This window comes from Promicromonospora sp. NPDC060271 (genome assembly GCF_042726755.1).
In the GTDB taxonomy this organism is placed as follows: domain Bacteria; phylum Actinomycetota; class Actinomycetes; order Actinomycetales; family Cellulomonadaceae; genus Promicromonospora.
The window spans coordinates 30,173-52,110 of sequence record NZ_JBHXBG010000014.1 but is presented as its reverse complement, the minus strand read 5'-3'; the positions used below and the strand labels follow the sequence as shown (position 1 = coordinate 52,110).

Annotated in this window: 21 protein-coding genes; 9 read left to right on the top strand and 12 right to left on the bottom strand. The window is 71.7% G+C overall.

Annotated features, from left to right (window positions below; translation table 11 throughout):
• Positions 1-34: 34 nt before the first annotated feature.
• Positions 35-769 carry an SDR family NAD(P)-dependent oxidoreductase gene (locus tag ACFWE2_RS04085; RefSeq protein WP_377222935.1) on the bottom strand — a complete coding sequence of 245 codons (735 nt, stop codon included), beginning with the start codon at positions 767-769 and terminating at the stop codon, positions 35-37.
• Between the two features lie 92 nt (positions 770-861).
• Here ACFWE2_RS04085 and ACFWE2_RS04080 point away from each other — a divergent pair, with 92 nt between their 5' ends.
• The gene (locus ACFWE2_RS04080) at positions 862-1,500 is read left to right on the top strand and encodes a TetR/AcrR family transcriptional regulator (RefSeq protein WP_377222934.1); all 639 of its coding nucleotides are present in this window, start codon (positions 862-864) and stop codon (positions 1,498-1,500) included.
• A 165-nt stretch (positions 1,501-1,665) separates the two neighbouring features.
• Here ACFWE2_RS04080 and ACFWE2_RS04075 read toward each other — a convergent pair whose 3' ends face one another.
• The 4 genes from ACFWE2_RS04075 to ACFWE2_RS04060 are packed head-to-tail and all read right to left on the bottom strand — an operon-like array spanning position 1,666 to position 6,488.
• Positions 1,666-3,309 carry a beta-xylosidase gene (locus ACFWE2_RS04075; protein WP_377222933.1) on the bottom strand — a complete coding sequence of 548 codons (1,644 nt, stop codon included), beginning with the start codon at positions 3,307-3,309 and terminating at the stop codon, positions 1,666-1,668.
• A gap of 45 nt (positions 3,310-3,354) precedes the next feature.
• On the bottom strand, positions 3,355-4,278 hold the full coding sequence (locus ACFWE2_RS04070; protein WP_377222932.1) for a carbohydrate ABC transporter permease: 924 nt from the start codon (positions 4,276-4,278) through the stop codon (positions 3,355-3,357).
• 16 nt (positions 4,279-4,294) lie between these two features.
• Positions 4,295-5,170 (bottom strand): carbohydrate ABC transporter permease, encoded by an 876-nt coding sequence (locus ACFWE2_RS04065; protein WP_377222931.1) that lies wholly within the window; start codon positions 5,168-5,170, stop codon positions 4,295-4,297.
• The gene (locus ACFWE2_RS04060) at positions 5,163-6,488 is read right to left on the bottom strand and encodes an ABC transporter substrate-binding protein (RefSeq protein WP_377222930.1); all 1,326 of its coding nucleotides are present in this window, start codon (positions 6,486-6,488) and stop codon (positions 5,163-5,165) included. The genes ACFWE2_RS04065 and ACFWE2_RS04060 overlap by 8 nt, the downstream gene beginning before the upstream one ends.
• Positions 6,489-6,668: 180 nt before the next feature.
• On the opposite strand from ACFWE2_RS04060, the gene ACFWE2_RS04055 reads away from it, so the two are divergent.
• Entirely contained in the window at positions 6,669-7,724 is a 1,056-nt protein-coding gene (locus ACFWE2_RS04055) for a LacI family DNA-binding transcriptional regulator (protein ID WP_377222929.1), read from the top strand.
• Between the two features lie 23 nt (positions 7,725-7,747).
• Here ACFWE2_RS04055 and ACFWE2_RS04050 read toward each other — a convergent pair whose 3' ends face one another.
• Positions 7,748-8,692 carry an expansin EXLX1 family cellulose-binding protein gene (locus ACFWE2_RS04050; protein WP_377222928.1) on the bottom strand — a complete coding sequence of 315 codons (945 nt, stop codon included), beginning with the start codon at positions 8,690-8,692 and terminating at the stop codon, positions 7,748-7,750.
• Between the two features lie 243 nt (positions 8,693-8,935).
• Between ACFWE2_RS04050 and ACFWE2_RS04045 the strand changes: the two genes are divergently transcribed.
• The gene (locus ACFWE2_RS04045) at positions 8,936-9,874 is read left to right on the top strand and encodes a cold-shock protein (RefSeq protein ID WP_377222927.1); all 939 of its coding nucleotides are present in this window, start codon (positions 8,936-8,938) and stop codon (positions 9,872-9,874) included.
• A gap of 173 nt (positions 9,875-10,047) precedes the next feature.
• Positions 10,048-10,707: a LysE family translocator gene (locus tag ACFWE2_RS04040; RefSeq protein WP_377222926.1), complete on the top strand. Its 660-nt coding sequence runs from the start codon at positions 10,048-10,050 to the stop codon at positions 10,705-10,707.
• A 56-nt stretch (positions 10,708-10,763) separates the two neighbouring features.
• On the opposite strand, the gene ACFWE2_RS04035 is transcribed toward ACFWE2_RS04040, so the two are convergent.
• Positions 10,764-11,108: a hypothetical protein gene (locus tag ACFWE2_RS04035; protein ID WP_377222925.1), complete on the bottom strand. Its 345-nt coding sequence runs from the start codon at positions 11,106-11,108 to the stop codon at positions 10,764-10,766.
• 194 nt (positions 11,109-11,302) lie between these two features.
• Here ACFWE2_RS04035 and ACFWE2_RS04030 point away from each other — a divergent pair, with 194 nt between their 5' ends.
• The 3 genes from ACFWE2_RS04030 to ACFWE2_RS04020 all read left to right on the top strand — a co-directional run bounded on the left by ACFWE2_RS04030 (position 11,303) and on the right by ACFWE2_RS04020 (position 14,117).
• Positions 11,303-12,154 carry an arylamine N-acetyltransferase gene (locus ACFWE2_RS04030; RefSeq protein ID WP_377222924.1) on the top strand — a complete coding sequence of 284 codons (852 nt, stop codon included), beginning with the start codon at positions 11,303-11,305 and terminating at the stop codon, positions 12,152-12,154.
• A gap of 209 nt (positions 12,155-12,363) precedes the next feature.
• Positions 12,364-12,978 carry an RNA polymerase sigma factor gene (locus ACFWE2_RS04025; protein ID WP_377222923.1) on the top strand — a complete coding sequence of 205 codons (615 nt, stop codon included), beginning with the start codon at positions 12,364-12,366 and terminating at the stop codon, positions 12,976-12,978.
• Entirely contained in the window at positions 12,975-14,117 is a 1,143-nt protein-coding gene (locus ACFWE2_RS04020) for a CU044_5270 family protein (protein WP_377222922.1), read from the top strand. Before ACFWE2_RS04025 ends, ACFWE2_RS04020 begins: the two co-directional genes overlap by 4 nt.
• Positions 14,118-14,166: 49 nt before the next feature.
• Here ACFWE2_RS04020 and ACFWE2_RS04015 read toward each other — a convergent pair whose 3' ends face one another.
• Positions 14,167-14,637, bottom strand: a complete 471-nt coding sequence (locus ACFWE2_RS04015; RefSeq protein ID WP_377222921.1) for a DUF6326 family protein — start codon at positions 14,635-14,637, stop codon at positions 14,167-14,169.
• A 160-nt stretch (positions 14,638-14,797) separates the two neighbouring features.
• On the opposite strand from ACFWE2_RS04015, the gene ACFWE2_RS04010 reads away from it, so the two are divergent.
• Both ACFWE2_RS04010 and ACFWE2_RS04005 read left to right on the top strand, forming a co-directional pair.
• Complete coding sequence (locus ACFWE2_RS04010) at positions 14,798-15,937, top strand: sensor histidine kinase (RefSeq protein WP_377222920.1); 1,140 nt, start codon at positions 14,798-14,800, stop codon at positions 15,935-15,937.
• A complete protein-coding gene (locus tag ACFWE2_RS04005) occupies positions 15,934-16,590 on the top strand; it encodes a response regulator (protein WP_377222919.1) in 657 nt (218 codons plus the stop codon). The genes ACFWE2_RS04010 and ACFWE2_RS04005 overlap by 4 nt, the downstream gene beginning before the upstream one ends.
• Positions 16,591-16,639: 49 nt before the next feature.
• On the opposite strand, the gene ACFWE2_RS04000 is transcribed toward ACFWE2_RS04005, so the two are convergent.
• The 4 genes from ACFWE2_RS04000 to ACFWE2_RS03985 all read right to left on the bottom strand — a co-directional run bounded on the left by ACFWE2_RS04000 (position 16,640) and on the right by ACFWE2_RS03985 (position 21,554).
• Positions 16,640-17,314: a response regulator gene (locus tag ACFWE2_RS04000; protein WP_377222918.1), complete on the bottom strand. Its 675-nt coding sequence runs from the start codon at positions 17,312-17,314 to the stop codon at positions 16,640-16,642.
• On the bottom strand, positions 17,311-18,687 hold the full coding sequence (locus ACFWE2_RS03995) for a sensor histidine kinase (protein ID WP_377222917.1): 1,377 nt from the start codon (positions 18,685-18,687) through the stop codon (positions 17,311-17,313). Before ACFWE2_RS03995 ends, ACFWE2_RS04000 begins: the two co-directional genes overlap by 4 nt.
• 201 nt (positions 18,688-18,888) lie before the next feature.
• Positions 18,889-20,139: an FAD-dependent monooxygenase gene (locus tag ACFWE2_RS03990; protein ID WP_377222916.1), complete on the bottom strand. Its 1,251-nt coding sequence runs from the start codon at positions 20,137-20,139 to the stop codon at positions 18,889-18,891.
• Entirely contained in the window at positions 20,136-21,554 is a 1,419-nt protein-coding gene (locus ACFWE2_RS03985; protein ID WP_377222915.1) for an MFS transporter, read from the bottom strand. The genes ACFWE2_RS03990 and ACFWE2_RS03985 overlap by 4 nt, the downstream gene beginning before the upstream one ends.
• Positions 21,555-21,938 lie beyond the last annotated feature (384 nt).

The window sequence follows — 21,938 nt, the reverse complement described above, 5'->3', positions numbered from 1 at the left end:
GTCCGGCGCCCGCCGGCGCCGGACCGAGCGCGGCTCAGGCCGCCCCGCCGAGCGCAGCCGGGTCCAGCGCCCGGGGCGGCCCGGCCAGCGCGGCCTTCGCGTCCACCGCGAACCCGTGCACCACCTCGACCTCCCCCGACTCCAGCCCGTCCAGGCCGCGGGCGACGACGTGCGCCGGGTCGTCGAGCGCACCCTCGGGCAGGTCGTAACCATGCGCCGCGGCGAACTCCCGCATCGGCTCGGTGTCGATCATCCCCGGAACCAGTCCGGTGACGAGCGTGCCCTGGCCGGCGAGCTCCAGCCGGACGCCGTTGGTCAGGCTCCACTGCGCGGCCTTCGCGGCGGCGTACGCGGTGTTGCCGTCGACCGTCTGCCAGGCCGCCCCGGACAGGACGTTCAGCACGGCGCCACCACCGTTGCGGGCGAGCACCGGGGCGAACGCCCGGATCATCGCGAGCGTGCCGAAGTAGCTCGACTCCATCGCGAGCCGGATCGACTCCAGGTCACCGGTCACGAGGTTGCCGCCCGCCATGAACGCGGCGTTGTTGACGAGCACGTCCACGTCCCCCGCCGCGGCAGCGGCCGCGGTGACCGACGCCGGGTCGGTGATGTCCAGGCGGAGCACCTCCGCCCCCGGCACGTCGACGAGCTCCGGACGGCGCGCGGTCGCGTACACCTTCGCCCCGCGCCGGAGCAGCTCGACCGCGAACTGCCGTCCCAGGCCGCGGTTGCTTCCGGTGACCAGTGCCGTGGCGCCCTGTAGTTCCATGCGTCCTCCTCGTAAGATGACCACTCGGTCATGTTGGCCCACCGACCGTAGCCACAACATGACCGAGCGGTCAACTTGGTAGGATCGACGGCGTGACCCCCGCCGACGCCGTGATCACCGGCACCGCGATCACCGATGCCGCCCGTCCCCTGCGCGCCGACGCGGCCCGCAACCGCGAGGCGCTGCTGAACGCGGCCGAGGAGGAGTTCGCCGCGCGGGGCCTCGACGCCTCGATCGCCGACATCGCGCGGCGCGCAGGCGTGGCGAAGGGCACCGTGTTCCGCCATTTCGCGACCAAGGAGGCGCTCGCCACGGCGATCGCCGCGCGCCATGCGGAAGAGCTGACGGCGCTCGCCCGGCGGCTGCGCGCCGCACCCGACCCGGAGGCCGCGCTCCTGGAGTTCCTGACCGAGGCGGCGGGCCGCCTGCAGCGCCGCCGGGTGGCCGTGCTCATGACGGTCCCGGCCCCCGGTTCCGAGCTGGCACGCCTGCAGCGCCAGGTGCACGACGAGGTCGTCCTGCTGGTCGACAGGGCGCGTGATGCCGGCGCCGTCCGGCCGGACATCACAGGGACGGACGTGTTCCTGCTGATGTGCGCGCCGGTGCACACCGTCGACTACCTCGCCGACCCGCCCCCGGAGCTCTGGCGGCGGTACGTCGGCGTCCTCTTCGACGGCCTCCGGCCCGACGGCGCCCACCCCCTGGCCCATCCGGCACCGAGCTGGCCGTGACCGGCCGGCCCGGCCGGCCCCGGCCGTCGTCGGGCCCGGTCCCACCCAGCCGCAGCACTCTGCCGAAGTAGAGCGCCTGTCCGGACCCACGCTCTACTTCGCCGATCGGTGGTCGGCGAAGTAGAGGGTGCGTCCGAACAGGCGCTCTACTTCGGCAGCAGGGGTCTAGCTGGTGGCCTGGGTGATCGACAGGACCGCCCAGGGCGGGAGGTCGACGTCGATGTCCAGGACACCGGCCTCGGAGACCGTCAGCGTCGTCGTGCGCAGGGCGTCGGCGACCTCGCGCAGCTCCGTCGTCTGGGCCGGAGTCAGGTTGAGCGGTTCGCCCATCTGGTGCCAGGCCTCCGCGACGTTGCCGTGCTCCCAGTCGACCGACTCGACGCGGAAGACCGTGCCGGGGGCGAGGCCCTCGACGGTATGGCGGATCCTGCGGCTCGGCCCGACGTCGGCGAGCCTGCGCGTGGCCTCGTAGGTCGCCTCGGAGCCGACGGCCCTGGTACCCATGTCGTCGGGGTAGTTGAGGAAGACAGCGGAGAGCTCACCAGTCGTCGTGTCCCGCGTGATCACCCCGTGCGGGGTGGACGCCAGCACCGTGTCACCGAGCCGGGACAGCATGGAGAAGGCGTGGAACGTCGGCTTGTGCAGGCCCTGCTCGTTGACCAGGCCGAACCCGCCGTGGAACGGGCCGATGCCGGCTCCGCCCTCCTCGAAGACGTCGGTGAAGGTCCAGTAGGCGATCGAGTCGGCCAGGGCGGCGCACCGCAGGTAGGCCCGGGTGATGTAGGTGGCGGCGAACACCGTGTCGTGGATGGTGTCGCGGCTCGACGGCGAGCTCGACCACTCGGTGATGTGCAGCTCGGCGTCAGGGAACGGGCTGCCCGCGATGAGCTTGCGGAGCGCGACCAGGTCGTCGTACGTCGCATCCACGTGACGCCGGATGTGGCGCGCCTGCCCGGAGGCGCCGAACGCCACGTCGGTCGGGTAAAGGTGGGTGGACAGGAAGTCCACCGGGACGTCGCGGCGGGCGCACCAGTCGATGAACTCCTCGATCCACACGGGACGCCAGTCGAGCGCGTCGACGTCGTCCGCCTCCGCCGCCGCCTGCTCGAGCGAACGGTCCTCCCACTCCCCCTTGTAACGGTCGTCGGGCACGAACACGCTTGTCGACGGCCCGCCCACCTTGAGCTCCCCGTCGACCGCCTTGATCGCGAGCGCCGTGGCCTCGTACAGCTCGAAGTACTGCGTCCGGGTGCCGGTCCAGAAGTAGGGCACCAGGTTCGGTTCGTTCCACACCTCGAACCGCCACTGGCGCACCTCGTCCAGGCCGTACCGCTCGATCCAGTGCGTCACCGTCGAGCTGACCAGCCAGGTCCAGCGCGCCATGTCGTTGGGCGGGCTGCAGTGCGCCTTCCACCAGAACAGCGTCTCGGTCTCGGTGGCCAGCTCGCGGGGCATGAAGCCGAGCTCGACGAACGGGCGCGCGCCCGTCTCGAGGATGAAGTCGAACACCTTGTCGACGTAGGCGAAGGTCAGCACCGGCTCGTCGAGCGGGGTCTGGGGGCCGAAGCCCCCGCCGTCGCTGGCGCGGTAGACGAACATGTCGTCGTGGAACAGCCCGTGGAAGCGCACGAACCGCGCCCCGAGCTCCGTGACGGCCTCGCGGAAGTGTCCCTGCCAGTCCGCTCGGAGCGCCTCGTTCGCGCGGCCGGCGCCGACGCACTCGTTCCAGACGTGCCGCAGCGGTGCCTCGGTCGGCGCTGCTCCGTCGATCGTCAGTGCCGTCGATCCTGTCAGTTCCGGCAGGGTCATCTCGGTCTCCACCACGCTCTCTTTGTTCTCTCTCATGGATCGGGGTCAGCCCTTGACGGCGCCGAGGCTCAGGCCGGACTGCCAGAAGCGCTGCAGGCAGATGAACGCCACGATCAGCGGGATGATCGTGAGCAGCGACGACGTCAGGACGAGGTTCTGCAGCAGCTCGCCGTTGCCCGCCGTGGAGGCGAGCTTGTTCCACTGGTTGATGCCGACGGTCAGCGGGTACCAGTCGGGGTCCTTGAGCATGATCAGCGGCAGGAAGTAGTTGTTCCAGATCGACACGAACGAGAAGAGCAGCACCGTCACCGTCGCCGGGACGAGCATCGGAAGGGCGATCTGCCAGAACGTCCGGAACTCGCCCGCGCCGTCGATCTTGGCCGCCTCCAGCAGGCCGGTGGGTACGGCCTCCGCCGCGAACACCCACATGAGGTAGAGCCCGAAGGGGTTGAGGAACGACGGGATCAGCACGGCCCACGGGGTGTTCGTCAGGCCGAGCTGCGCGAAGAGCAGGAACTGCGGGATGGCCAGCGCGATGCCGGGGACCGAGATGGCGCCCAGCACGACGAACAGGAAGACCCGCTTGCCCGTGAACTCCAGCTTCGCGAGCGCGTAGCCGCCGAGTGCCGCGAGGAACGTCGAGACCACTGCCCCGGCGACCACGTACAGGAGGGTGTTGAGCAACCAGCGCCCGAAGATGCCGCCGTCGTAGGTGAAGACCTCGGCGATGTTGTCGAACAGCGCGAACCGCGTGCCGAACGAGAAGCCGAAGCTGGTGACGAAGTCCTCCTGGGACTTCGTGGAGTTGATGGCCAGCCAGACCAGCGGCACCAGGCAGTAGAGCGTGAACAGCCCCGTGAGGAAGGTCAGCGTGCCGCTCTTGCGCGGGTTGGTGAGGGTGTACAGGTGTCGGCGTGCCGTGCGGCCGGGACGCCGGACGTCAGCGATGACATCATCGGTAGTGGTCATGAGGGGTCTCCGGCGGCTACTGGTCGAGGGCATTTCGCATGCCTCGGATCTGGACCACGTACGCGATGGCGATGGTGAACGCGGCCATCACGAGCGCGAGAGCTGCGGCGTAACCCTGCTGCGAGCCCGTGAACGCGAGGTTGAACGCGTAGAGGTTGGGCGTGTAGTAGGTGGTGATGCCGCTGTTGGCGACCATCGACGGCAGGATCTGGGGCTCGTTGAAGATCTGGAAGGTCCCGATGATCGAGAAGATGATCGTGATCACGAGCGAGCCGCGCAGCGCGGGGAGCTTGATCGCCCGGATCACCCGGAACTCCCCCGCCCCGTCGATCGCCGCCGCCTCGTACAGCTCGTGCGGGACCGCCTTGAGCACGCTGTCGAAGATCAGCATGTTGTACCCGGTGAAGGCCCAGGTCACCATGATCCCGATGGCGATGAGCGTGGTGCTCGGCCGGAACGGGTCGAGGTCGGTGCCGAGCCAGCCGTTGACGCTGCCGAACAGCCCGTAGCGGACCCCGAGCATGAAGCCCCACATCAGCGTCGAGACGATGGCCGGCACCGCGTAGGGCAGGAAGATCGCCACCCGCATGAACTTCATGCCGCGCAGCCGCATCGAGTCCATCGCCAGCGCCAGCAGCAGGGCGAGCACCAGCATGATCGGCACCTGGATCAGCGTGAACCAGACGACGCGGGTGACGCCGTCCCAGAACTGCGGGTCCACGAACAGCTTGCTGTAGTTGTCCAGGCCGACGAAGGACCGGCCGCCCACCATCTGGTCCTGGAAGAGGCTGAGATATGCGGCGTAGGTGATCGGCACGATGAACACCAGGGCGAACAGGATGCCGAACGGGGCGACGAACGCCCAGCCGATCTGCCGCCTGCGCCTAGTCAACGGTGAACCCCTGCTCGTTGCCGTACTCGATGGATCGCTCCTGCCAGGTCTGCAGGACCTCGGCGAGCGAGCCCTTGCCCGAGGTGTAGAACGGCGTGGCGATGTCGGCGTAGGTGCTGCGCGCCCACTCGAAGAACGGCGGGTACTGCCAGCCGACGGCGGCGATGTTCGAGGCCTCGGCGAGGACCTCGCCCGTCTTCTGGTCACCGAAGTAGGGGTTCTTCACGTCCCTGAACTCGGGGCTGTCCAGCACCGACGTGTTCGGCACGAACGCACCGGCGTCGACTCGCGGCTGCAGGCCCTCGCCGTGCGTGAAGTACTCGAGGAACTTGAAGGCCGCCTCCTTGTTGGCCGCGGCCTCCGGGATGCCGAAAGCCGAGCCGCCGTTCTCGGCGCCGACCTTCTCGCCCTCCTCCCACTGGGGCATGAGGGAGACGCGGAAGTCGCCCTTGGCGTCCGGGGCCCGCTCGGGCAGCGTCGAGGTGAGCCAGCCGCCCATGTTCTGCGAGGCGAGGGTGCCGTCGTTGAGCGCGCGGTTCCAGTCGTCGGACCAGGCGCTGATCTTGGTGTTGACCAGGTCCTCGTCGAGCATCTTCTGCCAGAAGGCGACCGCCTTCTGGGTGCCCTCGTCGGAGAAGTCGATGTGCACGTTCGTGCCGTCGACCTCGAACGGGCGCCCGCCGGCCTGCCAGATCAGGGAGAGCAGGAAGAAGAGGTCGTTCGTGTCCTGGGTGATGTAGTAGTCGTCGCCCAGCGCGCGGATCTTCTTGGCGGCCTCGTAGTACTCGTCCCAGGTCGCGGGCGCCTCCTTGATCCCCGCCTTGGCGAAGGTCGCCTCGTTCCAGAACATGACGGCGGGGCCGTAGTCCGACGGCAGGGCGTAGACGCCGTCGTCGATCGTGACGTTGTTCCAGGCCGAGGGAACGTAGTCGTCCTCCAGCTCGGCGGCGCCCAGCGGGGCCAGGTCGGCGAGCTTGCCGGGGATCGCGAAGTACGGGACCGCGAAGTACTCGAACATCACCAGGTCGGGCACACCGGATCCGGCCTGGATCGCATTGTCGAGCGCCTGGTACTCGTCGGAGGACGAGCCGGCGTTGACGACCTCGACCTTGATGCCGGGGTTGGCCTTCTCGAACCCCGGTACCGCGAGCTCGACCGTGCCGTCCCAGCTCCACACCGTCAGCGTCACCGGGTCGTCGGCGGTACCACCATCACCGCCGGCGCCGTTCGACGCACCTCCGGCGCCCGAGCACGCGGCGAGCGCACCGGCCGTCACGAGCGCGACGCCGACCGTCCACGCCTTGGTAAGAAGCCTCATCACCTTGTCCCTCCTCGTTGAGAGCGTCACGAAACTCTTTCGCAACTTTATCGATCAAGCAGGGACCATAGCGACGACCCTCTTGGTGCGTCAACAGCCGAGGACCGGGTCTTGACGAACAGATTGACGGTGCCCACTGTGATCGGTAGGGTTCGAAACAATTTCGAGGAAGGGAATCGTATGGTCGGCAGGCCTTCGACCGGGCGCGCGACGCTCGCCGATGTCGCACGAGAGGCGGGGGTCTCCCCCGGCACCGCCTCCAAGGCGCTCAACGGTCGCCTCGACATCGCCGAGGACACGCGCAAGCGGGTGCTGGAGGCGGTCGCGGTGCTCGGCTACCGGCCCACCACCGCGCAGTGGGAGCCGCCGCGCACCCGCACCATCGCGGCGGTGACCGACGTGGTGGACTCGCCGTACATCGCGAACGTGCTGCAGGGCCTCCTCGCCGCGGCCACGGGTGCCGGCACCAACGTGCTGGTGCGGCTGGCGCCGGACCGTGCGGTGCGTGCCACCAAGGCCGCCGCACGGGCGTGGGTGGCCGAGCAGAAGGAGTCCGGGGTCGTCGGCATCGTCGGCATCACGCTGGCGGAGCCGAACGCGGTGCTCCAGGCCGCGAAGGAGGTGTACGTGCCGTTCGTGATGATCGACCCGGTCGGCCTGGACGACCCGCGAACCGTCAGCGTCGGGTCGGCCAACTGGGCCGGCGCGCGCACCGCGACGGAGCATCTCCTGGAGCTGGGCCACCGGCGCATCGGATGGATCGGCGGACCCACCGCCTCCGCGGCCGCCCGCGAACGATTCCACGGCTACCGGGCGGCGCTGGACTCCGCGGGGATCAGCCTGGACCGGGCCCTGGTACGCAGCGACCCCTTCTCGATCGAGACAGGACTCGTGCACGGCCGCGAGCTGCTCTCGCTGCTCGAGCCGCCGACGGCGGTCGTCACCGGTGACGACGAGATCGCCGTCGGCGTGCTAGCGGCGGCGCGCGAGCTCCAGGTCTCCGTGCCCGAGCAGCTCAGTGTCGTCGGCTTCGACGACACGCCACAGGCGAGCTGGACGACGCCGCAGCTCACGTCGGTGCAACAGCCGCTGGCGGGGATGGGGCAGATGGCCGTCGAGACGGTGCTCGCCATGGCGGACGGCCTCCAGCCCGCGTCACGCCACATCCAGCTCGCCACCAGCCTCACCGTCCGTGACTCGACCGCGCCGCCGCCGGGGACGACCAAGGCACGCTGAACGGACTCAGTGCTCGGCAAACGTCAGTGCCGGGCGAACTGGACCCCGGTGGGCTGCACGACGTCCGCGCGCACCCGGAGACCTCTGACGGTCAGGCGTTCGCCGTAGATGTCCGTGATCCTGATCTCGCCGCCGCACCCGCTGCCGTTCTCGGAGAGGAAGTAGTTGTACTCGGCACGGGGCAACGCCCGCCAGCCGTCCCCGGCGTCGACCTCCAGCTTCGCGACCGGGTTCCGGTGGTCGATCACCTGGATGCCGCACCACCACTGGCTGGAGCCTTCCTTGTACCGGATCGAGATCGTGCCGGCAGAACCAGGGCTCAGCAGGCTCCAGGTGACCGGGATCCGGCCGAGCTGCGGGTCGGCGAGCTCGGCGAAGGCCTGCTTGCTGAGGTCGAGCTGCCCGGGTCCGCAGGGCAGGGGGCACAGGTTGGTGACGCGCACCGTGACGGAGTTGCCGTTCGCCGCGCGGACGAGCAGGGTGGCGCCGCACGCCTTGGCGGTCTCGTAGTCGGTCTCGTTCATCGCCGCGATCATCATGTCGTCGCTCGGGCCGAAGCCGCAGGCGCCGTTGCCGTCCGCGGCCTCGTAGTGGGTGGCGTCGCCCTCGTAGGTGGTCCCGGGGCTGATCCGTCCTGCGGACGCGGCGGTGGTGGACGGCGGCGGGGTCGCGGTGGGCGACGGCCGCGGCTTCCGGGCGGAAGGGCTGGGCTTCGGGGTCGGGGAGGCCGTGGGGGTCGGGGAGGCCGACGGCGTCGGGCTGCCCGTGGCGGTGGCGGTCGGGGTGCTCACCTGCGAGCTGCCGGGGGCCGCGACCGCCGCGGTCCGCGCGACGTCGGCCGCGCCGCCGGAGAGCGCCCCGATGACCGGGTAGGCGAGAACCGCCACGACGGCCACCGCGACCACGGCACCCCACATGACCCAGGATCCGCGCCCGCCCTGCCGCGCGATGTGCCTCGCTGTCTTCATGGGTGTCCGTTCGAACGATCAGGCCGGTGATGCGCGGTCGGGACCGCAAGCCGCGCAAAGGTTACCAACGCCACAACCCGTCCGGAAGGCCCGATGTGAGCGTTAACGCGGCGCCGCCTCGGTCGACGTAGTGGGGGCTCGGCGCCGACCGAGTCCTGTCCGGGAGACACTGGACGACAGCAACACCTTCCGAGTTGCCTACCGAGTTGTCCACGAGTTGTCTGCCAAGTTGAGGAGTCTTAGGTGCCCCAGGGAACTGTCCGATGGTTCGACGCCGACCGAGGGTTCGGCTTCATCGACCTCGGGAACGAGGCCGAGGACCTGTTCGTCCACGCGTCCGAGATCGTCGGCGACGACGGACCGAAGCTTCTCCGTGAGGGGCAGGCCGTCGAGTTCGAGGTGGGCGAGGGCGAGCGTGGCCCGCAGGCGCGCCGCGTCCGTGTGACGGGCGACCGGGCGGCCGACGCGCCCGTCGGCGTGCTGGGCACCGTCAACTGGTACGAGCCGGCCAAGGGGTACGGCTTCGTCACGCCCGACGACGGCCGCGGCGAGATCTTCGTGCACAGCTCGGCCATCGTCGGGGGCGGCGTCGTCTCGGAGGGGCAGCGGGTGGCGTTCCTCGTCGTCGACGGCGAGAAGGGGCCGCAGGCGGACCACCTGCTACCGCTCGGGGCGCAGGCCGCACGGGCTGCGCAGTCGGCACCCGACGGCGCGGACGGCACGGTGTCCTGGTACGACGACGCCAAGGGCTTCGGGTTCATCGCCCCCGACTCGGGTGGCGCGGACGTCTTCGTCCACGTCCGCGCCCTAGGCCCCGGCCTGACCGAGCTCTCCGAGGGTGCGCGCGTGACGTTCGACGTGGTCGACGGCGACAAGGGGCCGAACGCCCGCAACGTGCGGCTCGTGCGCGGCTCCGGCGGCGCACGTGCGGCCACGGACCGCGGCCGGCCGGGCCGCCCCGCGGCGTCGGGCGGCCCTGTGCGCGGCGGTGAGGGCACCGTCGCGCGCTACGACGCGGACCGCGGCTTCGGCTTCATCACCCCCGACGCCGGGGGCGCCGACCTGTTCGTGCACGTGTCGGTCGTGCGGGGGGACGAGTACCTGGAAGAGGGTGACCGGGTCCGGTTCAAGGTGCGGCAGAGCGACCGGGGGCCGCAGGCCGACAGCGTCGAGCTGCTGTGAGCGTCACGTTCTGACGGCGGCCGTGCGGGTCGTTAATGGGGTTGCCCGCGCGTCAGGGCATCCATAAGGTCTGGGACCATGACCACGATCCACGCCCCTTCGTCCCTGTCCCGGCGACCGCATGTCGCCGGCCAGCAGGTGCGTGGCTCGGGGAGGTGCCACCAGGCACAGCGATGACCGCCGCCGCGTCGGTGGCGACGCTGTGGCCGGTCGTGACCGCCGGCGTCCTGGCCGGCTACGCGGTCGCCCTCCCCGTCGGGCCCGTCGCGTCCTACCTCGTGGGACTGGCCGCCCGACATCCGTGGCGGGTCGGCGCGGCAGGCGCGCTCGGGATCGCGGTGGTCGACGGCGGCTACGCCCTCGTGACCGGCCTGTTCGGCACGCTCGTCGCCGGCCTGGTGCGACCGGTCGAGGAACCGCTGCGGATCGCGTCCGCCGTCGTTCTCGTGGTGCTGGCCGCCCGCGGCGCGCTGGCGGCCTGGCGGCAGCGGACGGCGTCGGGCGGCGACGTACCGGCCGACCCGCTCACCGCGCCGCGGGCCTTCTGGCGGTTCGTCGCGATCACGGCGATCAACCCGGGAACCGTGCTGTTCTTCGCGGTGGTCGTCACCGGTGGCGCGCTGCTGCCCGACGCCGCAGGAACCGGCCGGGCCCTGGTCGCCGCCGCGTTCGGGACCGCCGCGTTCCTGGCCTCCGCGTCCTGGCAGCTCGCGCTGGCGCTCGGCGGAACGCTGCTGGGCCGGGTCCTGTCGGGCCGGCGCGGGCGGCTGGGCACGGCCCTGGCGTCGTCCGGCCTGATGGTGGCGCTCGCCGTCGTGATGCTGCTGGGCTGAGCCCGGCCGGCCCGCCTGACTGCTCGCTTGCTTGCCTGCTTGCGGTGTGAGCCGGTCTACCCCGCCGGCCAGAGCGCCGGGCACAGCTCGGCGTGGTCGCGGAAGACGACCTCCCAGTGGTCGAGGTACTCCACCACCCACTCGTCGTCGTCGACGCGCGCGGTGATCATGCCGACGCCCCACTGACCTGGCCGCCAGCGTGCGGCGAACACGGCGGTACCGACCGGGTACGGGTCCTTGTTCCGCAGGAAGTCCTGCACGAGTTCCTCCGGGGGTCGCGGACCGCCGGGTGCGGCGTCGACCCACCGTTGCGTGGGCTCGAGCAGGGCCCATGCCCGCGCGAGCTCGACGACGTAGTTCACGCCGGCACTCTCGGAGGCCGACGGGGGTGTGAGCGTCATGGTGCAACGGTTCCACCGCGCGGGCCGGCTTGCCTCTTATCTGCCCAGGATGAGCGGGTGAACCCGCCGGCCGCCGGATAACGGCTGTCCACACGGCCTCGCGACCCCCGATACTCGAACGTCGCACCGACCTCGCGAACCCCGCACCCAGGCGCGGGAGACCAGGCCGGTCAACCGTTCCGGACAGGGGGAGCATGATCGACGTTGACGGGTACCTGGCTGTGCTGGGTATGGAACGACCGGACGCGCCGACCGCCGAGGTGCTGCACGCGCTGCACCGGGCGCAGGTGGAACGGGTCGCCTACGAGACCATCGACAACCAGCTCGGTCGGCTGACGGGCATCGGCGCCGCGGAGTCCGTGGCCCGGATCCTGCGGGGGCGCGGCGGCTACTGCTTCCACCTCAACGGCGCCTTCGCGGCGCTCCTGACGGCCCTCGGTTACGACGTGACCCTGCACAAGGCCGGGATCCAGGACGAGGTGGAGGATCCCGACGGGCCGGGCGGCGACCACCTGGCCCTCACCGTGGAGCTCGACGGCGAACGCTGGCTGGTCGACACCGGGCTCGCCGGCGGCATGTACGAACCGCTGCCCCTACGCCAGGGCACCTACACCCAGGGGCCGTTCACCTACACGATGGCCCCGTCGGTGGTGGTGCCCGGCGGCTGGCGGTTCACCCACGACCCCCGCGGTGCCTTCACGGCGATGGTCTTCGCGCCGCAGCCGGTGGAGCTGTCCTCCTTCGCCGCGAAGCACCACCGGCTGTCCACCTCCCCCGAGTCCGGATTCGTGCGGGTGCTCCAGGCCCAGCTCCGCGACGCCACGGGCGTGGACATGCTGCGCGGCTGTGTGCTGCGCCGGATCGACGCCGCGGGCACCCACGAGCGCACCCTCGACTCGGCCGACGAGTGGTACGACGTGCTGGCCGACGTGTTCCACCTGGACCTGGCAGACGTCGAAGCCTCCGAACGGGCGGCGTTGTGGCACCGCGTCCACCTCGCACACCAGGAGTGGGCAGCCGCGGCGCAGCGCACGACGGCGCTCTGAGCTCCTCGGGAAAGAGCAGGGGCCGCCGCTCGTCGGCATCCGGCCGTACCTCGGTGACTCCTGGGGCTCCACGGTGCTGCCCTGAGCCGTCCTGCCACCACCGTGAACCGGTTCGGTCCCCCGCGCGGATACCTGGGTGACAGCGGTTCCGACAGGCAGGGAGACACGATGCGAACGAGACACCGCAAGATCCGGTGCGGGACGGCGCCATGACGGCGGCCGCCGAGCTCGTCAGTACCGACGCCGCACCCGAGGTGGGCCGGTCCGACGCCCAGCTCATCGCGTCGTCCTTGCACGACCCGGAGGACTTCGCGGCGATCTACGGCCGACATGCCAGGACGGTCCACCGGTACGCGTACCGGCGAGTGGGCCCGGAGCACGCCGAGGACGTGGTGGCCGAGACGTTCGTGGCGGCGTTTCGTCGCCGGGCCTCCTACGACTTGGACCGGCCTGACGCCCGTCCGTGGCTGCTCGGGATAGCGACGAGGGAGGTCGCACAGCTCCGCCGGGCGGAGGAGACCCGCTACCGCGCCATGGCACGGGTCGGGACGACGCTCCCTGAGGACGGTCTTGCCGACCTGGCGACGACGAACGTCGCTGCCCGGGCTGCCGGGCGGGCGCTCGGCGAGGCGCTCTACGGCCTCAGGTCCGGCGACCGGGACGTCCTGCTGCTCTGGGCGTGGGGCGATCTCAGCTACGAGGAGATCGCGACGACCCTCGACATCAAGAAGGGCACGGTGCGCTCCAGGCTGCACCGGGCACGCAAGCTGGTCCGCGCGGCACTTCCGGGTGGGCTCTGGGACGAACAGGAGGACGCGCGATGAGCACGAGCACCACGAGGACCGGGCAGGAGCCCGGTGGGACCGACCTGGACGCACTGCACCTGACGGGGACGCTGCTGGACCCGTCGGAGGCCGAGCGGGAAACCACGCTCCGGGCGGCGCGGGCACGGCTGACCGCCGAGCTGGTGTCGCCCGCCGCCGTGGCGGACGGGCAGCACGAGCACACGGCCGGAGGCAGCCTGCTCCGGGCCGTCCGGGGTCCGGGCAGCCGGCGCGGGTCGGCCGACGGACGCCGGCCGGGCGGGCGCCGACCGGCCGGAGGAACACGCAGACCCGCGGTGCGGGCAGCCGTCGGGCTGGGCCTCGCGGCCACGGTCGCGGGGGGCCTGCTCTTCGCGCCGACGGCCACGCTGTCGATGCCGTGGGAGAACGACGGCGGCGGGGCCACGGTGCCGCCCGCCGCGGCGTCGGCGGCGGAGATCCTGCAGGCCGCCGCCACCCGGACCGCCGCAGCCGCGGACGACTCGTGGGACGAGGTCCGGGGCGACCAGTTCGTCTACTACCGCTCGACGGGAACCAACCGCTACCAGGTCATGGGCGGGGACGAGAACGAGGGCGTCACGAAGATCTCCGAGGACTACACGGGCTGGTTCTCCGTCGACGGGACCAAGGACGGACGAGCCACGGCGACGTACTCGGTCGGGGATCCGCTCGACACGCCGCTGTACACCTGTGAGAACGGCGGGCTGGAGCGGGCCCTCGCGGACGGTGGCGGCGACTGCAGCTCGGAGCCGGCGCTCAAGCTGGACGCGCCCACCGACCCCGACGCGATGTACGAGTACCTGCGGGACCAGCCGCCGGTCGAGGACGAAGGACCGGCGGCGTCGATGTTCATCCGGGCCGATGAGCTGCTGCGCTCCCTGACGCCGCGGTCGCAGGCGGCGGTCTTCGAGGCGCTGAGCCGGGTGGACGGGCTGATCGTGACGCCGGGGGTCACCGACGCGATCGGGCGGCCCGGCATCGCCGTCGGCGTCGAGCTGCGGTACTACCGGCAGGACCTGATCTTCGACCCGGAGACCAAGGACCTGCTCGGTGTCGCGAACTCCTACCCCGACGGGATGACGGACGCGCAGGCGATCGTCGAGCGGACCATCGTGGACGAGGTGGGTCAGAAGCCCTGACCGGGGGCGGGCGGCAAGGGTCGACCCCACCTGGCGACCGGCCCGGGGCTCACGTGAGCCCCGGGCTGGTCGCGAGGGTCGCCGTCGCCGCCGGTACGGTGCGGGGCCAGGTCCAGGCGTACCGCACGATGAGGGCGAGGACGATCAGCTCCAGCACGACCCCGAGGCCGTAGAAGTACAGCCAGAACCCGCCGGCCACGTTGAACACCGTGACGGGGACGTAGAGCGCGGCCACGACGAGGTTCGCGATGCGGCTCGCGCGGGCGGGCAGCGTCATCGACAGCACCACCATGAAGATCGGGACGGCCATGAGGGTCAGCGCCGAGGTCGAGAAGGTCTGGGAGAGGTCGAACTCGAAGACCTTGCCGTCAAGGATGTCCTGGACGATGCCGGGCGTGAAGAAGCCCAGGATGTCCACGTAGGCGTACAGGAACATGAAGCTCGTCCACGCTGCGGCGAGCTTTGCTCGCACCGGGATCCGCTGGTCCTCCAGCGTGGTGGCGGGTTGACGTGTGCTCATCGTGTGCTCCGTTCGTCGTGGTGAGGATGCGTCCACGATCGCCGAGCCCGGGTGGCGGGCGCATCGGCCCGGAGGCCGGAGCATCCCTGGCCGATGTGCTGGTCCCTCTCTCGTTCTTTCGGCGGGTACGCCGAGGCGTGCCGATCCCTAGGCTGGGGCCGTGCACACCGTCGGGCGTTCCATCTGGCATGAGCCGCGGCCTGCTGACGCCCCGCCCATCGGTCGTCTCGACTGGCTGCTGGTGGGCGTGCTCGCGGCCGCCGCGTCGGTCGAGGGCATCGCCCGGCCGGACGTGGCCTGGCGACCCCTGGTGACGGTGCTCGCCCTGGCGCTGGTGCCTGCCCTGCTCTGGCGGCGGAGCCGCCCCCTGGTCGCCGCCCTGGCCGGGTGGGGCGGCGCCGGGCTGCTCTCGGTCCTCCAGCTCGTCACGCACGCAGGGGACCTCGGCCTCTACTCGATGATGGGCGTCCTGATCCTGCTCTACTCCCTGGTCCGGTGGGGCTCGGGCCGGGAGATCGTCCTGGGTACGGCGTTCGTGACGGTCGTCGTCACGCTGGGGATGTACGCCTCCTCCGGGGGCTGGACCGACGTCTTCGGCGGCAGCGTCCTCCTGCTGTCGCTCGTCGCCCTCGCGGCGGTGTTCCGCTACCGCGCGGACCTCTGGCACCGCCGGCAGCACGAGATCCGCAACCAGGAGCGGGTCGCGCTGGCGCGCGAGCTGCACGACACCGTGGCCCACCACGTCTCGGCCATCGCGGTCCAGGCGCAGGCCGGCGGGGTGGTCGCCGGCCTCCAGCCCGAGAAGGCCGCCGAGGTCCTGGCCGCCATCGAGTCCGAGGCGTCGCGCACCCTGGCGGAGATGAGGTCCATGGTGCGAGTGCTGCGCGAGGAGGAGGCCGTCGCCTACGCACCGCAGCCGGGTGTCGCGGACCTGCCGGCCCTGGCGCGCCCCGACGCGACACCCACCGTCGAGGTCTCCCTGGACGGTTCGTCGGTCCGGCTGGCGGGACCGGTGGACGCCGCGCTCTTCCGGCTCGCGCAGGAGTCGCTGACCAACGCCCTGCGGCACGCCCGGGGCGCGACCCGCGTCGGGATCGACCTACGCCGCGACGGCGACGCCGTCAGGCTCCGGGTCAGCGACGACGGACGGACCGAGAAGGGGCCGACCCCTGAGCCCGGGTTCGGCCTGCTTGGCATGGCCGAACGCGTCCATCTCCTCGGCGGATCGCTCTCCGCGGGGCCCGCTCCGACCGGCGGCTGGGTCGTCGAGGCCGTGCTGCCGGTGGAGGCGCTGCCATGAGCATCCGAGTGGTCGTGGCCGACGACCAGGACCTGGTCCGGGCCGGGCTCGTGATGATCCTCGGCGCGCAACCCGACCTCGAGGTCGTGGGGGAAGCGGCGGACGGGCTCGCGGCGCTCGACCTGGCGACCCGGCTGCGTCCCGACGTGGTCCTCGTCGACATCCGGATGCCCGGGCTCGACGGCGTCGAGGTGACGCGGCGCCTGGCCGGGCCGGAGGTGCCTGACCCGCTGGCGGTCGTCGTGATCACCACGTTCGACCTCGACGAGTACGTCCTCGGCGCCCTGCGCGCCGGCGCCCGCGGCTTCCTGCTCAAGGACGCCGGGCCGGAGCTCCTCGTGCAGGCCGTCCACGCGGCGGCGAACGGGGACGCGCTGATCGCCCCCAACGTCACCCGCCGGCTGCTGGCGACCCTCGCCGACCAGGCACCGGTGAGGCCGGTCCAGCCCACCGACCCCCTCACCGGACGCGAGGAGGAGGTGCTCGCGCTCGTGGCACGCGGACGGACCAACGCGGAGATCGCCACCGAGCTCTTCGTCGGCCTCAGCACGGTCAAGAGCCACGTCGCGTCGCTGCTGACCAAGCTCGGCGCCCGCAACCGCGTCGAGATCGCGATCTGGGCCTACGACACCAGACGCATGAGAGCCGGCTAGCTGTACTGACGTGGCTCCCGGCCTGGCTCACGACCCGGCCGGCGCGGCCTCAGGCCCCCAGGTAGCGCAGCACGGCGAGCACCCGGCGGTTGTCCGCCGCGTCGTACGGCAGGTCGAGCTTCTGGAAGATCGCGGCGACGTTCTTCTCCACGGCGCCCTGGGAGAGGAACAGCCGCTCGGCGATACCGCCGTTCGACCGGCCCTGCGCGATGAGGTCGAGCACCTCGCGTTCCCTGTCGGTCAGCCGCACCCGGCCGGCGTCCCGGTCGGCGGCGCCCATGAGCTGGGAGACCACCTCCGGGTCGAGCACCGTCTCGCCACGGGCGACCCGCGCGAGGGCCTGGGCGAACTCCCCCACGTCGAGCACGCGGTCCTTCAGGAGGTATCCAACGGCGCGCGCGTCGCCCTGGAGCAGCTCACCGGCGTACCTCGTCTCCACGTACTGGGAGAAGAGCAGCACCGGCAGCCCGGGGAACCGCTCCCGCAGCGCGACCACCGTGCGCAGGCCCTCGTCGGTGAACGTCGGTGGCATGCGGATGTCCGCGACCACGACGTCGGGCAGGGACGACTCGCCCGCGAGGCGAAGGACCTCGCGCTCCAGGCTCTCGCCGTCCGGCACGGCCGTCACCTCGTGCCCCCGGCGCGTCAGCAGGGCGACGAGCCCGTCGCGCAGGATCCCGGAGTCCTCGGCGAGCACGACCCGCAGCCCGTCCGGCCCGGTCATGCGCGACCACCGGCGCCCGTGCGGCGCGCACCCGCCGTGCCGGCGCGCACGGCAGGAAGCGTCATGGTCACGACGGTCGGCCCACCGACGGGGCTGGACAGGTCGAACGTGCCGTCGACCGAACCGACCCGCTCGGCGAGCCCCGCGAGACCCGACCGCAGCCCGGACCCGTCCGGGGCGACGACGGCCGCTCCCCCGCCGCCGTCGTCCCGCACCTGGATGCGCAGGATGCCGCTCCCGCCGCCGGCGACCGCCTCGACCCGCACGTCGACCCGCGACGCGCGTGCGTGCTTGGCCGCGTTGGTGACCAGCTCGGCGATCGAGAAGTAGACGATCGACTCGATCGCCGGTGCGAGGCGTCCGCCCGCCTCGACCGCCGGGTCGATGTCCGCCGTGACCGGGAGCGGCGCGCGTGCCGCGAGCGTCTCGAGGGCGACCGCGAGCCCGCTGTCCAGGGCCGGCGGGTGGATGCCGCGAGCCAGCTCGCGGAGCTCGGCCAGGGCGTCCTTGGTCGACGCGTGCGCCACCTCGAGGAGCTCGCCCACCGCGTCGGTCTCGCCGGAGACGAGCTGCTCGCGTGCCTCGCCGAGCTGCATGCCGACGGCGACCAGGCGCGCCTGGGTCCCGTCGTGCAGGTCACGCTCGATGCGCCGCAGCCGGGCGTCGGCGTCCTGCACCGTGCCCGCCCGGGAACGCTCGAGCTCGGCGACCCGCAGGCTGGCGGCCGTCGGTCCGAGCAGCGCCCTGGTCAGCAGCTTCAGCAGGGCGACGAAACCCGACTGGACCAGCGGCCACAGGACGAGCAGCACCAGGCCGCCCAGGGCGACGACGGCGAGGCCCGCCGGGTTGTGCCACGAGCTGTCCATGGCCAGCTCGGGAGGCAGCGACCAGAACCAGGACCAGTACGTCACGCCGCCGAACCCGAGCACGAGGAACGCGGTGCTCACGATGAACCCGGCGAGCGTCACCGGCAGAGCCGCGAGCATGAACAGCAGCGCTCGCCAGCCCGCCGGGTCGCCGAGCGCTCCCCCGAGCCGGGGCCAGAACCCCCTGCCCGCCCGTCGGGGCACCGGCGCGGCGACGTGCGTGTCGAGCAGGTGGCCCGCCAGGCGGCGGTAGGCGGCGCCCCACCACCTACCGCCCACCACGAGCCCGCCCGCGACGAACAGCCCGACGACCGTCACGGCGGCCCCGGCCGTGACCGCCACGGTGACCAGCACGTAGGCGAGTGCGAACGGTCCGAGGAGCAGCATGAACCACAGGTAGCCGTACGAACGCCAGGCGACGGTGGACGACGGCGTGCCGAGCAGGTGCCTCCAGTCCGGTCTCCGCCCGGACCGCCGCGCTCGCGGGTCGAGGGTCATGGTCTTCATACTGCCAGCCTGCCGTGGGGCCGCCCGGCCGGGACAGGGTGCGTTCCCCCGTCAGCGGTAGGGATTTCCTCCGCGTCCCGGTTCACGACCCGCCTCGACCTGGCCCGCCTGGGGGACCATGCACTTGCTGCCAGGATCCGAGCGAACCTGGCAGCAGGTGCATGGTCATCTTTCAGCGCCGGCCGGCGACGTCGGCCTCGCTCATGCCGTCGCCGCGGGTTCGGGGAGCGCCAGGGCCGAGTGGGCAGGCTGCGGCGTCGTGGCCGGCATGGCGACCAGGTCACGGAGCATGGTGTTGCGCCGTTCCAACGCCTCGGCGGTGGTGGGGAACAGCCGGGCGCCGCCCTTGTCGACCAGCGCCTGGTTCATCGTGACGAACCCGCGGGTGTCCCGTTCGTAGGCGGCGAAGGCCTCGACCGGGTCTCCGTGCACGGCCAGCGACCTCGCGAGCATGTAGGCGCCCACCAGCGCGAGGCTGGAACCCTGTCCGGTCAGGAACGACGGCGCGTAGGCGGCGTCCCCGACGAGCGCCACCCGGCCGCTCGACCAGCGGGGCATGCGGATCTGGCCCGCCGTGTCGAAGAACAGGTCGTCCGCCCGGTGCATGGCGTCGACGATGCTCGGGACCGCCCAGCCCGCACCGGCGTAGGTCCTGGCGACCAGGTCCCGCTGGGCGTCCGGGTCCCGCAGGCCCTCTCGCACGACATGGAGCGGCTGTTCCGGCTGGTGGAAGTTCAGGAAGGCGTGCAGGTCGTCGGTGGCGTCCCCCGTGGCGTAGAGGGCGGCGGACCTGCCAGGGGTGTTCCACATCATGAGCTCGCGCGACAGCCCGAGAACGTTGGGCATGGTGAACACGGCGAAGCCGTAGCCGAGGTACCGGTGGAACTGTTCCTCCGGCCCGAACAGGACCTTCCGCGTACCGGAGTGCATGCCGTCGGCGCCGACCACCACCTCGAACGTGCGCTGCTCGCCGCTGCGGAAGGTGACGTCGACCCCGTGCCCGTGCTGGTCGAGCCGGTCGACGGAGTCGTCGAACATGAGCTCCACGTCGTCCCGGACCGTCCCGTACAGCGCGGCGGTCAGGTCCCCGCGCGCCACCTCGAGATCCTGCCCCTCGACGCTCCCGGCGACCGCATGGGGGCGGAGGGTGGCCACCTCGGCGCCGTCGGCGTCGAGGAAGGTGAACCGTCCGGTGTCGATGTGCGCGGCCCGCAGCCGGGGCAGGATGCCCATGCGCCGGACCACCTCGACCGCGGTGCCGCGGACGTCGATCGGGTAGCCGCCCCCACGTGGCGCGTGCGCCTTCTCGACCACCGTGACCGAGAACCCGTACCGGTGCAGCCAGTACGCGAGCGTCGGGCCGGCGAGGCTTGCTCCGGCGATCAGGACCGTGCGCCGGGCCGTGTGGGAGCGGGAGATGTGGGAGCGGGAGATGTCGGACCGAGCTGTCATGACTGGACTTCCTTCTTCAGATGGCGGACGACGAGCAGGGACGACGCGGCCACGAGGGCGGCGACGAGGAACCCGGTGACGAAGGCCGACTCGGCGGGCACCCCGGACGCCGGGTCGTTGCCGGCGTCGAGGACCGAGCCGGCGAGCTGGCCGCCCGCGACGGCGCCGATCAGGCGGATCACGACGAGGAGGCTGGTGGCGATGCCGGTGTCCTTGGCGGCGACGGCGGTGGCGGTGCTGGCGAGCAGCGCGGTGGTGATCAGGCCACCGACGAAGGCGGCGAGCGCCCGGGCGACGACGAGCTGCCACACCGTGTCGTGCAGCGCGGCCACGGTCACGAGGATGGCGGCGGTCGCCACGGCGCCCGTTGTCGCTACGGCACGTGCGCCGTACCGCTGGACGGCGAGGCCGCCGACCGAGCCCGCCAGCACGCCGGCGATGGAGGCGGGCATCATGAACAGCCCGATGTCGGTGGTGTCGAGCCCCAGGCCGTAGCCGTCGCCGGACACCTCGAAGAGCTTGGGGACGTAGGTCTGCAGCATCGCGGAGACGGCGGCGATGGCGACGGTGAGCACGGCCGCGCTCCACAGGGCGGGCGCCGTCAGCATGCGCAGCTCCACCATCGGGGAGATCGCCCGGCGTTCGACGGCCACCCAGGCCACTGCGAGCGCGGCGACGACGAGGACGATGGCACCCACCGCGAGCGGTGGGACGCCGCCGCCGGTCACCACGAGGAGTCCCAGCATGAGGGCGACCAGCGTGGCGCTCAGCAGTGCCACACCCGCCCAGTCGATGGTGGTGCCCTGTTCGCCCGGCGGATCGTCCGGCATGAGCCGGAGCACGACCGCCGTCGCCGCGACGATCACGATCGTCGGCGCCGCGAAGATCCAGTGCCAGGACAGCCCCTCCGCCAGCGGCCCGGCGACGAGCGTCCCGACGATGCCCCCGGCGGTGAACAGCGCGCTGACGACCCCGACGGCCACCTGCGTCTGCCCCTTCGGGAAGTTCTTGCGCACCAGGATGAACGACAACGGCAGCGCGCCCACCATCGCACCCTGCAGCGTCTGACCGATCAGCAGCACCGGCAGGTTCGGCGCGAGGCTCGACACCACGCCGCCTGCCGAGACGAGCGCCATCAGCACGAGGAGCACCCGCTTCCCGCCGTAGCGGTCGCCGAGCTTGCCCGCGATGGGCGCCACGATCGCGCCGGTGATCAGCAGGGTGCTGGCGATCAGCGCGGCCGCTGCCGAGTCGACACCCAGCTCGCGCTCCAGCAGGGGACGGGCCGGGTCCACCACCGTCTGCAGGGTGCCGAGCGCGAGCGCGAGGACGCCCAGTGCCCCGATCGCGGGCCTTCCCATCCGTGCGGGGGCCGGCCCCTCGACGGGGGCCGGAGAGTCGAGAGCGATGGTCATCTCAGTCCCTTCCCGGGCTGGTCACGGGCTGGGCCGGACGCGGGCGGGGACACGAACGAGCTGGTCTGATCTCCATGTCCTCGAACCTAGGGTTCGGGCTCCGGGCCCCGACATGGTGGGAACCGCCGTGGGCACGGGAGATTTCCTCCGCACCGACCGGGGTGCGCCGCCCGGCTCGGGCGTCGACGTCCGGTCGCGCGAGGCGGCTACTTTACTAGTAAATAGGCGGCTTCCGAAGGCGCACCCAGAGGGTGCCGCCCGCCGATCTCACCCGCACCAATCCGGGCGACAGGCGTTGACACCTTCCGAGATGCCCTCTACTTTATCGATAAACGTCATGCCAGTGACGGGCTACTCGAGGAAGAGAAGCTGTGACCGATCCAC

Bases quoted from the DNA above. Each gene is read 5' to 3' on its own strand.
- ACFWE2_RS03990 (WP_377222916.1), bottom strand. From the start codon at position 20,139: ATGACAGCTCGGTCCGACATCTCCCGCTCCCACATCTCCCGCTCCCAC.
- ACFWE2_RS03985 (WP_377222915.1), bottom strand. From the start codon at position 21,554: ATGACCATCGCTCTCGACTCTCCGGCCCCCGTCGAGGGGCCGGCCCCC.
- ACFWE2_RS04030 (WP_377222924.1), top strand. From the start codon at position 11,303: ATGATCGACGTTGACGGGTACCTGGCTGTGCTGGGTATGGAACGACCG.
- ACFWE2_RS04035 (WP_377222925.1), bottom strand. From the start codon at position 11,108: ATGACGCTCACACCCCCGTCGGCCTCCGAGAGTGCCGGCGTGAACTAC.
- ACFWE2_RS04025 (WP_377222923.1), top strand. From the start codon at position 12,364: ATGACGGCGGCCGCCGAGCTCGTCAGTACCGACGCCGCACCCGAGGTG.
- ACFWE2_RS04040 (WP_377222926.1), top strand. From the start codon at position 10,048: ATGACCGCCGCCGCGTCGGTGGCGACGCTGTGGCCGGTCGTGACCGCC.
- ACFWE2_RS03995 (WP_377222917.1), bottom strand. From the start codon at position 18,687: ATGAAGACCATGACCCTCGACCCGCGAGCGCGGCGGTCCGGGCGGAGA.
- ACFWE2_RS04005 (WP_377222919.1), top strand. From the start codon at position 15,934: ATGAGCATCCGAGTGGTCGTGGCCGACGACCAGGACCTGGTCCGGGCC.
- ACFWE2_RS04085 (WP_377222935.1), bottom strand. From the start codon at position 769: ATGGAACTACAGGGCGCCACGGCACTGGTCACCGGAAGCAACCGCGGC.
- ACFWE2_RS04070 (WP_377222932.1), bottom strand. From the start codon at position 4,278: ATGACCACTACCGATGATGTCATCGCTGACGTCCGGCGTCCCGGCCGC.
- ACFWE2_RS04060 (WP_377222930.1), bottom strand. From the start codon at position 6,488: ATGAGGCTTCTTACCAAGGCGTGGACGGTCGGCGTCGCGCTCGTGACG.
- ACFWE2_RS04075 (WP_377222933.1), bottom strand. From the start codon at position 3,309: ATGACCCTGCCGGAACTGACAGGATCGACGGCACTGACGATCGACGGA.
- ACFWE2_RS04055 (WP_377222929.1), top strand. From the start codon at position 6,669: ATGGTCGGCAGGCCTTCGACCGGGCGCGCGACGCTCGCCGATGTCGCA.
- ACFWE2_RS04015 (WP_377222921.1), bottom strand. From the start codon at position 14,637: ATGAGCACACGTCAACCCGCCACCACGCTGGAGGACCAGCGGATCCCG.
- ACFWE2_RS04050 (WP_377222928.1), bottom strand. From the start codon at position 8,692: ATGAAGACAGCGAGGCACATCGCGCGGCAGGGCGGGCGCGGATCCTGG.
- ACFWE2_RS04020 (WP_377222922.1), top strand. From the start codon at position 12,975: ATGAGCACGAGCACCACGAGGACCGGGCAGGAGCCCGGTGGGACCGAC.
- ACFWE2_RS04000 (WP_377222918.1), bottom strand. From the start codon at position 17,314: ATGACCGGGCCGGACGGGCTGCGGGTCGTGCTCGCCGAGGACTCCGGG.